Origin of the sequence: Gluconobacter sp. Gdi (genome assembly GCF_014132155.1) — a bacterium.
Lineage (GTDB): Bacteria > Pseudomonadota > Alphaproteobacteria > Acetobacterales > Acetobacteraceae > Gluconobacter.
Genome location: NZ_BLJQ01000014.1, coordinates 23612 through 37263 on the forward strand (window position 1 = coordinate 23612; position 13652 = coordinate 37263).

13 protein-coding genes and 1 pseudogene are annotated in these 13652 nt (G+C 53.8%); 5 read left to right on the forward strand and 9 right to left on the reverse strand.

The genetic code is table 11. The features are described from left to right. Positions 1-332 precede the first annotated feature (332 nt). A complete protein-coding gene (locus JN414_RS14530) occupies positions 333-845 on the forward strand; it encodes a MucR family transcriptional regulator (protein WP_202208565.1) in 513 nt (170 codons plus the stop codon). 2 nt (positions 846-847) lie between these two features. Here the strand turns inward: JN414_RS14530 and JN414_RS14535 are convergent, their stop codons facing one another. The 7 genes from JN414_RS14535 to JN414_RS14565 all read right to left on the reverse strand — a co-directional run bounded on the left by JN414_RS14535 (position 848) and on the right by JN414_RS14565 (position 7648). Next, positions 848-1819 (reverse strand): phosphoadenosine phosphosulfate reductase family protein, encoded by a 972-nt coding sequence (locus JN414_RS14535; protein WP_202208567.1) that lies wholly within the window; start codon positions 1817-1819, stop codon positions 848-850. A 109-nt stretch (positions 1820-1928) separates the two neighbouring features. Beyond that, positions 1929-2192 (reverse strand): hypothetical protein, encoded by a 264-nt coding sequence (locus JN414_RS14540; protein WP_202208581.1) that lies wholly within the window; start codon positions 2190-2192, stop codon positions 1929-1931. A gap of 327 nt (positions 2193-2519) precedes the next feature. Next, entirely contained in the window at positions 2520-3392 is an 873-nt protein-coding gene (locus JN414_RS14545; protein ID WP_202208568.1) for a ParB/RepB/Spo0J family partition protein, read from the reverse strand. Continuing rightward, entirely contained in the window at positions 3389-4423 is a 1035-nt protein-coding gene (locus tag JN414_RS14550; RefSeq protein ID WP_237390098.1) for an AAA family ATPase, read from the reverse strand. The genes JN414_RS14545 and JN414_RS14550 overlap by 4 nt, the downstream gene beginning before the upstream one ends. A 183-nt stretch (positions 4424-4606) precedes the next feature. Beyond that, positions 4607-5524, reverse strand: coding sequence for a replication protein RepA (locus JN414_RS14555; protein WP_202208570.1), 918 nt, complete (start codon positions 5522-5524; stop codon positions 4607-4609). Between the two features lie 283 nt (positions 5525-5807). Further along, a complete protein-coding gene (locus JN414_RS14560) occupies positions 5808-7256 on the reverse strand; it encodes a site-specific integrase (protein WP_202208571.1) in 1449 nt (482 codons plus the stop codon). Positions 7257-7330: 74 nt separating this feature from the next. Then, on the reverse strand, positions 7331-7648 hold the full coding sequence (locus JN414_RS14565; protein ID WP_237390099.1) for a helix-turn-helix transcriptional regulator: 318 nt from the start codon (positions 7646-7648) through the stop codon (positions 7331-7333). Between the two features lie 70 nt (positions 7649-7718). Between JN414_RS14565 and JN414_RS14570 the strand changes: the two genes are divergently transcribed. The 3 genes and pseudogenes from JN414_RS14570 to JN414_RS14580 all read left to right on the forward strand — a co-directional run bounded on the left by JN414_RS14570 (position 7719) and on the right by JN414_RS14580 (position 8854). Further along, complete coding sequence (locus JN414_RS14570; RefSeq protein ID WP_202208572.1) at positions 7719-8165, forward strand: hypothetical protein; 447 nt, start codon at positions 7719-7721, stop codon at positions 8163-8165. 166 nt (positions 8166-8331) lie between these two features. Continuing rightward, a pseudogene (locus tag JN414_RS17015) lies at positions 8332-8568 on the forward strand (VapC toxin family PIN domain ribonuclease); the annotation flags it as partial. Further along, complete coding sequence (locus JN414_RS14580) at positions 8561-8854, forward strand: hypothetical protein (protein WP_202208574.1); 294 nt, start codon at positions 8561-8563, stop codon at positions 8852-8854. The pseudogene JN414_RS17015 and the gene JN414_RS14580, both read left to right, overlap by 8 nt. A 17-nt stretch (positions 8855-8871) precedes the next feature. On the opposite strand, the gene JN414_RS14585 is transcribed toward JN414_RS14580, so the two are convergent. Both JN414_RS14585 and JN414_RS14590 read right to left on the reverse strand, forming a co-directional pair. Beyond that, positions 8872-9831 carry an IS481 family transposase gene (locus tag JN414_RS14585; protein WP_202208575.1) on the reverse strand — a complete coding sequence of 320 codons (960 nt, stop codon included), beginning with the start codon at positions 9829-9831 and terminating at the stop codon, positions 8872-8874. A 484-nt stretch (positions 9832-10315) separates the two neighbouring features. Beyond that, a complete protein-coding gene (locus tag JN414_RS14590; protein ID WP_202208577.1) occupies positions 10316-11611 on the reverse strand; it encodes a hypothetical protein in 1296 nt (431 codons plus the stop codon). 393 nt (positions 11612-12004) lie between these two features. On the opposite strand from JN414_RS14590, the gene JN414_RS14595 reads away from it, so the two are divergent. Further along, complete coding sequence (locus tag JN414_RS14595; protein WP_202208578.1) at positions 12005-13315, forward strand: hypothetical protein; 1311 nt, start codon at positions 12005-12007, stop codon at positions 13313-13315. Positions 13316-13652 lie beyond the last annotated feature (337 nt).

A 13652-nucleotide genomic window follows, 5' to 3' on the forward strand; every position in this document is an offset into this window, starting at 1 on the left:
TTTCCGGCGAGCGCGGCGTCGTTCTGGGCGGCAAGGGCGACGCGTCAGCGTCGGGACCGCCCGGCCCGCAGCGCCAGCGAGGACACGGACGGACCCACCCCTTGCGGCACAGGGCGATCCCGTGCTGCCTCCCCTTCTTTCCTCCTTTTCTCTTCTTCTTTTTTCGCCTGCGTGTTCTGCGAACCTGTGCTGTAACAGTCGAAGAAACACGACTTTGTTTCCAGGCGACTCAGGAAACTGTTAACCTCTGGTGCAGTAATAGTCGTAACGACTTGAAGTCATGACCTGTGCAAGCCATGTACAGGGCATTTTCATGACCCTGAGGGACATTTATGACCGACCTGACCGAGACCACGGCACACCCTCATGCCGATCTTCTGCCACTCACCGCCGACATTGTGGCGGCCTATCTGTCGCAGAACGACCTGTCGGCAGAGCACCTGCCCGCACTGATCCGCAGCGTGCACGATGCCCTCGCAACCCCAACCACGCCGGAGCCTGTCGCCGAAGAAGCCCCGACCCCCGCCGTCAATCCGAAGCGCTCCGTGTTTCCCGACTACATCATCTGCCTGGAAGACGGGAAAAAGCTGAAAATGCTCCGCCGTCATCTCAAGACGGCCTACAACATGACGCCGGAAGAGTACCGGGCTCGGTGGGGGCTGCCGAGCGAGTATCCGATGGTGGCGCCCAGCTACTCGGAGAAGCGGTCATCCCTTGCCCGCGAGATTGGCCTGGGCTCTACGACCCGCGCCTCTGCGCCTCAGGTGTCCGTACCGCAGGAAGAGGAGCTTCCTCAGGTAAAGAAGCTGCCCGAGAAGCGTCGCGGCCGTCGGGCCCGCGCCTGAAACTAGACCGGCCCTCCCCCGATGCCGAAGGCCCCGGCCGGGAGGGTCCAGTCCTCTGTCAGAACCGACTGGATCGGACGGTCTGACAGGGCGGCGGCCACGAGCGCAGGCCGGGTCAGCGCCGCGTCAAACACCCGTCCCTCCCCTGCCAGCTGCATCAGCGATCTGTCACGCTTGATGGTGCAGCCAAAGCGCTCTTCGTAGTCCACCAGCCAAATAAACCGCGCCGCATCCATCCACTGGAGCGTTGCCAGTGCATCCGCACTGAGGAAGATACAGAACGCGCAAGATAATCTGGAAAATCCGATTTTGTAGGGCGCGGCGGGCGTCACGCGCCAGCGCTTGAGGATGGCCCAGACTTCAGCCTCGGACCAGGCGTGCACAGGGCGGAAGTGATCGACGTGCCGACGCCGCCGCGTCCCGTTCCTTGTGTCAGTCCGATGGGGCTCAAAGGCGGCATAGCGCGCCCGTGCGGGACTTTCCTCGGCGCGCTCGCCTGTCACGACCAGAGTACGTCGGTTCAGGAACCGGTCCTGTCCCCGCAAGGCGCGATCGGCCACATCAACCTTGAGGCTCGCCGAACACCAGCGCACAGACAGGCTGGCTGAGACCTGGGGAAAGCGCAGGCGTGTCCCCTCTGGCCCCTGCCCTCCTGCTCTGATGACCCCGTCAGGGGTTTCGAAGACTACCGGAGCTGTGGGCGCAGTGTCCCGCAGCATTTCGCGCTCGAAGCCGCCTTCGCGCCAGGACCGATAGAGCGGCAGGCTGAAGTCGCGCGCCAGGGCTGCGACGTATGGGCCTGTGGAGGGCCAGTCCATGAAGGACCGACCTGCCCCATCCACCTCATGATGCCAGATCTCGATGCGTTCGGCCGGAGCACCGGCTTCCAGCAGGGCGAGCAGACAGGCGGTTCCGTCCTTGCCTCCGGATACGGCGACAATAATGCTGTCATAGGACGCGAGATCAGGTCTCATGACGCCCACCGATTGACCGGGGCGCCTGTCCGCACCGAGCGGCACATCAGCGCGTGGGCGATCGGACGTTCCCGCAGCAGCAGCGGCTTTTCATGGCGACCCTCCCAGGTCAGGCCGTCGCACCGTTTGAGAAGCCCCTCTGGACGGCCGCTTCGTCGCGACAGGCGCACACGCGTTCATTGCCACCAGAGCGGCGGCGACACGGTTCATCTGCTGGCGCTCCACAGCCGGCGCAGGCGATCGTCAGTGCTGGATCGCCCTCCTCCCAATGCGTGTTGCAGCGGCGACAGGTTGTGGGCTCCTGGGTATCCGTCCAGCGCATTGGAGGCCGGCCACGAAGAGTTGGGACATAGGGGAACTGGTAGCGTTGCATGATGCTCGATCCATCTCTGGTTCTTCAAACATCATCGCGGCGGTCAGGCAGACGACCGGGGTGCAACAGTGCCGCGCAGCGGCAGGATCGGCGTCACCCGGACCCACGCACAGGCGGCGCAGCCGGCGAGCATGGGGCGGACAGATGGCGACCCACCTGTTGCAGCACGGGCGGGTGGCTGGCAGCGACCTTCTTCTAGTCCTTTTTTGTTTTTCCGATCTTTCTATTTTTATTGCTCACATTGGCTGGGGCGGATCGAGTTGATGCAACGTTGCATCATACTTATCTCAACCTTGGGTGATGCAACGTTGCATCACCCGAACTAGCCTATCCAACAATCTTGGTAAGCGCCTCGTATAGTGACCGCAGCGCAGCAATCTCGGCTTTACTGAACTCAGTATTATTATTCCCGGCCTCGCTAAGCATTTCTATGATTTTTGGAGCAGTTTTGCTGATATTAAGTTTCCGCCGACTAACAGGCCGTGGACCCGTTGCCTTTTCCATATGAGGTTCGGCAGCTGCTCCATTCTTGTTTAGAGACGCGACTGTGAGTTCACCCTCTAACGCCTTTCTCATAAGGCCTTCGCGATGCGCCATATCATCCACGCGCGCAATGCCCACAAGCACATTCATGGGGACAGCGGCTTTTCCAGCTAAATCGAGAAACTCATCTGGAAGACTTAGTACGCGTATTGCTCTGCTTATCCGCGCTTGATCCATTCCCAGCTCTTTGGCGGCCTGCCGCTGAGACCAATTATTGTGGTCCAATAAGTTTTTTATGCCACGGGCCTCCTCGCCGGGGCTCAGATCCACTCGCATTAGGTTCTCCATGAGCGCCGCCGACGCAGAGTTACCTTCGTGTGGGATTGCCAAAATGGATGTCCATCCAGCAAGCTTGGCTGCCCGCCAGCGCCTTTCACCTGCAACAACAATCCACATGTCCCGGTGGGTTGGGTCTTGTCGTAAGAGGATTGGTTGGAGTTGACCTTGCGCCTTAAGCGATTCAGCAAGGTCATTTAATCCAGCGTCATCGAAACTTCGTCTCGGCTGATTGGGGTCAGGAGAGATTGCGTCAATTGCGGCTTCAAATGAGTGTCTGAACTTGCCTTCACCCAAAAACGGCGCGTCAACCTGACTCATGATTTCAGAATGAGTTTGAGAAAAAGCTGAAGGGGGACGCTGCTTGAAAGGCCGTTTCATGGTGCATCTCCTTCAAAAGATTCGAGACCAAGGGCAGAGGCAGCGTGAATTAAGGAGCGTCGGCCTGCAATAGCCTCCGCAAGCCGAACATAGACTTTGACAGCAGGGCTTCGAGGGGCTGCCTCAACTGGAATTTTGGATGCCCAGGCTGCGTTGCTAAACGACGTACTAGATGGAACTGGTTCCAGAACCGGGGCGCGATTACCCATTACGTTGATCAGATGCTCGACGATCCCAACGTCTACATATTGGTTCTGGACAAATTGTGTCGGTAACACTCCTCCCAAACGTAACCGCGGATTGCTCCGGCGGTTTACTTTGGTGATGGTATCCAGGATCAGGTTAACGCCCATAACGTCATATGGCTCGGTTCTGACTGGGACAAACACTGTGTTGGATGCGGCTAAAGCCATCCAAGTAAGAAAGCCAAGGTGCGGAGGCGAGTCTAAAATAATAAACTCGTATTCATCTTGTACCTGAGAAATTGCATCCTTTAGCAAACCTTCTGTGCCAGGCTCGCGGCGGATATCGACTTCAGCGAGATCAATATGACTAGGACAGAAATCAACCGGAATTTCCACGTCAGTTCCGTCGACAATACCTTTTTTAACAATGCATTTGGCTATTTCTGCATCTTTAAGTAACGCGTGAGCCAGCGTTCGACCTTGCCGGTATAGTGGCACTATATGCATTCCAAGCAAGGCGGAAGTCGCGCTTGCTTGTGGATCCACGTCTATCAGCAGTACGCGATATCCCATTTTCGAAAGAGCGACTGCCACATTGAGAGCGCTAGTGGTTTTTCCTACGCCGCCTTTCTGGTTCGCAAAAGTTATGACGGTGGTTTGACGCCTCTCCCCGTGCAGCAGTGTTTCTAACTCTGTAGTTACTTCGATAGGGAGGGGCTGTTTGCCGTTTTCCCACCGAGAAATCGTGTGGCGATCATAACTCCTGCATAAACGCAGGTTCAGAACATCCTTTAGTTGGCTCTGTGAGAAGCCTAGCTGTTCTCTAATTTCTTTGAGCGTTGGCATCGTGTGAGTCTCCATACCGAAAGAATGGAATCAACAATCAACACTCAACATCAACAAGTCAACATCAACAGAGAAAATTAAGTTTTTCTTGAGCAGCAGTTGATGCAACGTTGCATCAATCAGGGTAGGCGCTTTTGCCGTGGACTTTTGGTGCATGAGCCACCCGCCCGGAATTATGCGTCTCTATCGTATGTTCTTTGGTGATCGTCTCGAAACCGGACTGGCACTAGGGGAGAGAGTGACCCCGTCTTCGTCAATACCGACTTTAGCTTCTGGATAAATTGCTAGTGCGATTTGCAACGCATCTCTGAAGCGTATTTTGAAGTTTCGCATGTGAGTATAGCTAGCACCAAACTGGGCTTTCAGCGCGGGCCAAGATACCTTTTGGACAGTAACTCTTTCGTGCAATCGATATACAAGCCAGAAATAGATATCGAGAGCCTGCGAGTTGTTAGAAATTGCCCGAATAGCAGATTCTTGGAGCGGGACAGGGTGACGCTTCAGCTGATCGAAAAAGCTCTCAGAAAGACGAACGGTTTCCAAAAGTGCACCGTCGTGTTCGTCGGTGAATAGTGCTGTATCGACTATGTTCTGGTTTATAAGGCCAATTTTATTCCCTTCTTTAATTTCGAACGTCATTCGACACCGCGAAATTCTAGTAGCTTGTTCCTTAACGTCTCTCATCGATTTTCCTCCAATAGGGACGTTAAGCCGTTTCAGCCAGCTTCTGAGAGATTTTCCTAATTCAATTTCGCGACTATTTGTTTTGATTGCTTCTGTTTGCAAGAAGAGAAGGATTAATCTTGCTCGAGAGCCATATGGCACGCCAATTCGAGCTGGTACTCCATCGCGTTTTACGGAGCCCGGCTCTACCATCAAGCGAACGTAGCTGGTTTCGAGGAGCCATATTTGGTCGTCGTCTAGACGACGGTGAGGTAGGCCCGTCTGGCACCACCCTGAATATAAAAATCCAAGAGAAGGATCTTCATCGCTCAAAAATTCTAGAGCTGCGTCCAAGGCCCGCCGTTCTGCGTCGCTTGAAGTAAGATCAAGCGCGCCTTGGCGACCATAGGCCTCGATACGTTTATGTATATCGCTCATAAGATTACGTTAGACGAATTTACGGGAGGATGTCTCCGTGGACTTTTGGTGCAGCTTTAATTGCATTAGCGATCGCGTTTCGAAATCTAAGGTACGAAATTAACTGCGGACTTTTGTTGCGCAACAACTAGGGATTATTAGTAAGATATATATTAGTATGTGCACCAAGATCCCACGGGATAACTTTCGGCAATGAGGAGAAACTCACATTCCCTGTTTGCCTTAGCGAAACAAGAGTCCACACGTATGCACCAAAAGTCCACGAGGATTTGGGGAAAACGTTTTAAAACCGGGTCCGCCCAGGATGTTTGGTCATGGCATCCTCAACCTCGATGTATTTCTCCACGACGCCAAAGGTCTGATGGCGGGAGAAACGTTTGAGCGAGACCAGATCCGTGCCATCCCGCGCGCCTGTCGTGATCGCTCCGCGTCTCAGACTGTGTCCGCTGAAATCCCCGTTCAGTCCCGCATCCGTGCAGCGCTTCTGGATGATCCGGGCTACAGACCGGTCAGACAGCGCTTCAGTGCCCATGGAGGGCAGAGCAGGGGGCTCACCGGGCTCGGACGCCGGCGGGAGCCACACGCGTCGGAAAACGGGTCCCTTGGCGTCGTTCAGTCTGGCCGCGCGTATCCAGGCCTCGTAAGCGCGGACCGGGCAGAGACCGGTAATCCCCCTCGGGATCGCCACCTCGACCCCCTGACTGGTGCGATCGCCCTTTGAACGGTCCAGCCGGATACGCATCCCGTCATCATCCAGCGCCACGTTCTCCAGGCACAGCGCGGCCACTTCGGACCGCCGCAGCGCGCCGGCAAAGCCAAGCAGAAGAATGGCCTTGTCGCGGACGCCCACAAGCTCGGTGGTATCGATCTGTTCAATGACCTCGCTCAACAGATCCCAGGTCAGCCCCTTGACCTGACGGGATGTGCTTCCCGTCGACGTCCTGCGAATACCCGCAACAGTTTCGGAGACCAGAGCATGGGAGGTCGGGACGGGAACCTGGGCGATATGGTGCAGATAGCGCAGTGCGGCGCGGTGAAGGTCGACCGTTGCGGGTCGCTTCTTCTGCAGCGCAAGATCAGCCAGGTAGGCGGCAACATCCTCGCTGCGGGCGGGCAGGGCAGGGAGCCCATGCCCTGCCGCCCATGTGCACCAGGAGCGCACGACTGACCGGTAGGTGCGCCGTGTGTTCACTGCCTTCGCCGCCCGGGAATAGGTCTTCGAGGCGCGCTCCGCCGTCACCAGCGTCCCGTCATAGTCAGGCAGGGCCTCGTCGGTCAGCGCGTCGAACCATTGCAGGACGGCGGAAGACTGCTGGCCCAGAGGAGAGGCCAGAGGCACCAGCGTGACGGCCGGAGAGCCCGTTTTGCGCCGCTTGGCCGCTTTCGGCTTGAACCAGGCGACGAAGACAGGATCGGGCTCGAGATCCAGAGCGATCGCCAAGTCGTGCCCGGAGGGCAGGGTGGTCACATGGGCACTGGCGATCGCCAGAGCGTCTTCAGCCGTCTCCAAATTGGTGGACACGACCGTGTCCTCGGCAAATTCGTTATGCCGGTATTCGATGCCGCGAATGACCAGAGACAGGCGAGGGGAGAAGCGACCGGTCGACAGGAGCGCTACAGAGTCTTCCAGACTGCCGGCAGGAAGCTGTTGCCGGGTCTTCTGGTCCAGCCGGTCCAGGAGGGCCTCACGGGCTGCGTTTGCAGAGCCTGCAATGTGAATATGGCTGAGCATAAAAACCTCCGTGAAACCTGAACCCGGCTTCTGATAGCACAAAGCCGGGGTCAGAGCAGGGCGCCCAAAACGGCTCAGCGTGCGGGTGTGGACTTTTGCTGCAATGCGTATGCAAGCCGGTGACGGAGCGCACCGCTGTCACCGAGGAAGAGAAAGCCTGTGCTGACGCCATGCGCCAATTTCAGACGATACAGCGCATAAGGCGAGGGGTAGCTGTCTCCGGCCATCCAGTTCCGAAGCCCCTGCTTTGCAACACCCATAACAGTGGCGGCATCAACATAGGGCAGGGGAAGGGCATCAAGGACTTGCCGCAGCCGCTGACCGACATGTCGTTGATGATCGGACTGAGGTTCGAGAGACGGGTTCATACCCGCAAGCTTATGCCGTTCCACCTTAATCTGCCAGTGAACACAGGAACAAACACTGTCCAACGTAGACCGGAATTGTGTTAACGAAGACTGAATGCCGATCCGACCGGAACTGAAGCCGCTTTACCCTTCCAACTGGCCCGAGCTGAGCCGACAGGTGAGGTTCGAGCGGGCAGGGGGTGTCTGTCAGCGCTGTGGTCGGCCGCATGGGCATTACCTTCAGGTGCTGCCGGGTGGCCAATGGAAGCATCCGCACACGGGGCACTGGTTCAATGGTCGGGGCAGGCGGGTCTCACCTCCGGACCTGATCGAGCTTCTGCAGGTGCGCCAGACGAGAGTGTCCCTGGCAGCGGCTCATCTGAATCACGACCCCACCAGCAACCGGCTGCGCAATCTGCGTGCGCTCTGTCAGCGCTGCCATCTGCTGCACGATCGGATATATCATCTGGCGCAACGACGTCTGACATTGCGCCGGCGTCTGGCGCTCGGGGATCTGTTTGAAGGGCTATATCGGGCCGGGGTCACACGCCTGGGGCTATAGAAAACCCCGATGGCGTGTCATCCGGCCTTCTGAGTGTCAGATCAGGCGGCGGCCTCGAACGTGACGTTCGCGCTCGAAAGGCGAGGTTAGCGGCGGATCACACCTTCTGGGCTTTCTGCATGCACCAGGATCGTGTCGTGTCCTTCCTTGAGGAACGTCTCCAGAGCGGAACTGGCTGGAGAACTACGTGCTACCCGAATTTTCGAAGCGGGTGCTTTCCGTCGATCTGGCGGTCACCTGCCGCTGCGCTCAACTGCATGTTCCGGATCCGGGATCGGAGCGCGATATCCTCATCGCCGCGACCAGCCTGGTGCATGGCATGACTGTTGTGACACGGAACACGAATGACTTTCGGCATTCCGGAGTGCCACTCCTCGCCCCATGGAAAGCACACCATGACTGATCCCCGGCAAGACTGCAGCCTAGACGATTGTGAAGCTCTGTTCGTCAAGGGACTGAGGCAGTTCGTGGACGCCTGCGCGTATATCAATGCCGCACTTCCGGACGAAACGGGAGACGCCCGCTGGATAGTAACGATGCATCGTCTTGCAGCGAGCGCTGCTGAGGCAGCGGAGAACCTTGAAAATCCCTCCGCAAATGAGATTGTCCTATGGGCAGATGAGACAATGAAAGTCAGAGATGGGGGGGGGGAAAGCGGAATGTCAGAATTTTTTCCAAGATTGGTGTAAAGTAGACATATATCTAGTTAGGTGTTTAGTCCCGTGGTTTGATGGGTTGGATTGATGATGAATCTTTCCGGCTCTGAAGTCCAGATTTTGCAGACGTATTCGTAAGGGGTAAGGCCACTGAGGGTCTTGAGTCTTCGCCCGAAATTATAGGCTGCCATGAAGTCGTTGAGGTGTGTCCTCAACTGCTCATGACTGTCGTAATGGAAGCGTTTGACGGTTGCTTCCTTGATTGTCCGGTTCATCCGCTCGACCTGACCGTTCGTCCAGGGATGATTGGGTTTCGTCAGACGATGTTCGATCCCGTGAGCTTCGCAGATCATGTCGAAGCGCATGGGGCGAGACCAGGCCATATTGCGGTTACGGGGCTGATCAGCGAACTGGATGCCGTTATCGGTCAGAATGGTGTGGATCCGGTAAGGGATGATGCTCAGGAGATGTTCGAGGAATTCCCAGGCTGTCTTCCGATCAGCTTTCCCGACGAGTTGTGTGACAGCGAATTTGCTTGTCCGGTCGATAGCAACGAAGAGGTGCAGCTTGCCCTCAGCAGTCTGTACTTCGGCAATATCGATGTGAAAAAAACCTATGGGATAGCGTTTGAAGCGCTGGCGTTTGGGCTTGTCTCCTTCGATGTCCGGCAACCGGGATATCCCGTGGCGCTGAAGGCAGCGATGCAGAGCCGAGCGTGTCAGATGAGGGATGCTGGCCTGCAGGGCATAAAGACAGTCATCCAGCGGCAGTAAAGTATGCCGGCGAAACGCCAAGATCATCGCTTCGTCCGTCTCGGACAGGACCGTTGAGCGCGGCTCTTTAGGACCTGTCTTCTGATCCTCAACCGTTTGACGCTTTCGCCATTTTGCAACTGTTTTCGGGTTGATCCCGAACTCCTCGCTCAGCGTCGCGAGCGAAGCCTGCGATCGCTGTAGTGCTGCTCGCACGGCGTGCGTGGTCGTGGCGCTGCCATGACGTATCTGTCCCATAAGGCTTCCTTCCACTCGCGTGAAATTAATACCCCATCAAATCCCGGGACTAAACACCTAGGTCAACTTGTTGCGAGAACACACTGAGCAGATGTATTCAATTGGCATGCAGCGGTTTGGCCGTAACTGCTCACGGGGTTGGCTGAAGCGAGGTTTTGTCCTGAAGTGGCAACAATCATGAATGTTGCCTTATCAATATGTTACCTTCGAGCCAGACGCGGCCCGACGCCCGACTGGGGTCCGTCTCCGCCAACCCCGTGAGCAGGTACGTTTGGCCAACGCAAAAACAGTCAAAAATTTCAGCGCAACGGTGTCTTGTCCTATCCTAATAGGTTGATCGTTAATGGAGCAGGAACTATTATTTAACTAACAAAAGCTTTGGGGTACCTCAATCATATTAGGATTAGGTATGACCGTCTACAAGACTTTTTCGAATGTCTAATGGCAATCAAAAATACGCTGGGAAAATAAATTATATTTATTATTAGTTTAAAACCTGAGAGAAATACTCTGATATGTTTTTTTTGTTTTTTAATAGTGAGTCCAATACGATAAATATAAAATATTTATCCTCAAATTTCACTTCAAACGGAATTTGCGCGTCATCAATTTTAAAAGTTTTTTGTCTTATACCTTTGATCGAAGCATTCTTCCTTCTCTCCTTATACTGCTCGGTAGTATATGAGATAAATTCATGATCGAGGTGACTTATAAAGTATTCGCTGTTAATTTTTTTGAATTCTAAATGGATGACCTGTGTTATTATCCGTCCTTCGACCTGAACATCTTCATCGCACATCTCCTCGAAGGTAATACTATGAGGGTATTTTATTTCATCCTCGTTGATTTCGACCTTTATCCAAAGCTTATCGTTGTAATTCTCGCTATCATAAAGTCTGGAGAGCGGCGGCAACGCTAGCGCGTCGAAGCTGAAGTAACTTCCAACCTCGAGCTCTTCGAGAGCGGGGACATCATCAGCCACCCCATTGATCCAGAAGGCTATCTTGCTCGCCATTTGATTTTCAAGAAGATATTCGATTGCAGAAAGAAGGTGGCGTGGAATATTTAAATACAAATACCATCCCGGAATACGGATGTCCTTTAACGTCTGGCTATCGTGAGCATTAATAATTTCCATACCATCAACAAAAGAGACCAGCTTGTAGCTGGAAAACTCTTTGTCGATCGCCATTAAATTAATTTCTTTATCCAGATATTTTTCTTTGACGATGGTCGGAAGACGATCGTCAAACATTTCATTATTTTTTACTCTATGCATATAACTATCGTATAGTTCGCCTGCAATTCTATACGGAAAATAGAATTTTAGAACGTGCTCCCGAGCTGCTTCTTCGGATACATTTTTATTCCAAAAGCGATATTCTGAAACTAGGATATCGACATAGGCATTGATATCTTTTTCCTCTTGATCTTTGTAATCTTGGATAGATTCAACCAGACTTTTTTCTTCAGCGGCAGAAATTTTCTTATCAATTATATTAGTATCAACAGACGAGGACTGTGCATCTATTTTTCTTTTATTTAATATAGAGATCTCATGTTTAATTTTTCTTTGATACACACACGTAAAGTAATTGCTAAAAGAGGCAGATTCTAAATTTACATCAATAAAATGGAATATATCATTATATAATAGACTATCACCATTGTTAAATAAGTGATTTAGTATTCCGAGTTGAGATATTTCTCCAAATTGATATTCACTCTGCATTTTTGATAATTTGTAAAAATGACTATCAAGATCTTGATATTGATACATGGAAATCCCTATTGTTGTGATCTAAGTGATGCTCAGCGAATTATCTAGGCACCAAACTACTCCATTTCGATATTTCGTCCTAGGCGTTTAGCGCCCCTTTTGGAAACTTGTGGATGTGCGGGCTTGGCAATCAGTTCGAAATATTTTCCAAAACTATAAAGTGAAAGGCGGACTGCTGCCTTTATAATAAACCGAATAACTCCGCATACGTCAGATTATTGTGTCAAATGCCCCGATCTGACACGCTGTTAGGCGGTTGTTTGCGAGATCCGAACAGGAGCTCCACTCGCTATCGTTCTCTGTATGCTACGAGCATGGGCACGACGTAATATTCGTTGATCATACACTTCTCCTTCATTGAGGAACGAATATGTTCATGATAAATTACAGTCTATGTCGGATCAGCGTGCAAAAGGGACGTCGGCTACGGAACCTCACCAGATCAAGGAATGGATGCGCCGTGCTAAGGACCGGGACAAGCGTCTGGCGCTTGCTGGCTATCGGCAACGTGCCAAACGAAACGTAAGTATCTTGGTTCATGACGTCGAGCCACAGTCCAAAAAAATGCCGGATGCCGATCGAGACCGCTTTCAAGCGGAGGTGTCCGAAAACATGGCGACATTCTCGCGAGAGCCTTTCACCGGTCCGATTGCCCTGCAGGTCGATCTGACGACGACCCGCCGAAACGCACCACAGGCGCATACAATCGCGAAGAACCTGCTGGATCTTCTAGGAACGCGACGACCGAAAATACCGGGAAAACGTCGGCATCTCCTCTACAAAGACGATGCGCAGATCCAGGCGCTCTCCGTGAGGTGCCAACATGGGCAAGAAGATCCGGCGATCCATATCATCGGCCGACCTTTATCGGCACTGCTCGACGACCTAGAACTCGCAATTGAAGCTATCCGGGTCGATGAGATGGAGAATTATGGAAATGTCTACGGCCAGGAATGCGAACAATATTGGATCGATGAGCTGCGCAGGCTGAAGCGCCACGAAAAGCAACAACGCGCTCGGCTCGGTGACGAGATGTATGACGCGTACTTCAAGTTGGTTCGGTGGAGCGCTCAACGGTCTTTGTTCGGGCGGTGCGGAATAGATCTTCCTGTTCTCGGATGGATGTACGGCCGTCCGAAAGAGGCGAACTCAATCCTGCCACCGGAAGAATGGGCACGGTTGATCGGTCAATCCAAGTTACGACTTCAATTGGGCGATCTCCCGATCAAACCGGGAAGTTCCGAGGCCTTTAAGATCAGGGTTGGCGAGACAATTTCGGCGTTTAAAAAGCGATGGGACTGGATCATCAGCCCCTTAGTGGTTCCGGTCGCTCTCGAAGTTGTGGTTCGTCCAAATGCTTCAACCCCAGCGGCGGTGCTTCACGACTTGGACAACATTGTCCGCGACTATCTCTTGCCCAGCATAGTTCCGTCGTTTGGTACGGTGACCGATCATCGTTGGACGATCAACTTCGCCGAACTTCGTCGCCTTGATCCCGATCTCGCAAATCGATGGGGCCCAAACTCGACGCCGCCGCCAAGCACGAAGCACGGCGTCACGCGGTACGAGGCGTGGCGACTTCCACCGGTTAAAGGAGAAGCGGGCTTCGTCAGCGTCGCGCTCGTGGCAGACATGGACGCGCGTGGTGATTCTTCATTCGACCGTATCGACGAGTGGGCCCGCAAATGGGCTGACGCACAGTGAGCACATCCAGTAAGTGACGATGGTGGTCACGCGGACGAGGGGACGACAGCCATGAGCTAAGGCACAAATGTAGGCGGCGTATAGGACCGGCAACGTGCCCTTGTCAGTCACGGTGCGACGCGGGGAGGCTATTGCACAAAAAAACGACCGGGAACTCACCTATGTCTGCTTTCGGGATGAAAGCAAAGCGTCGCGAACGACCGACATGAAGGCGACAGCCGCCTGTCTTCTCCTATATGGCCCAGTGGGCCCGAAGCTGTGATTTTGGCCATGTTGAAGAACGTGCCGGGAACGGCGAGGCTTTTGATTGACGCTTGATGCGTCCCAGGCAGATCGT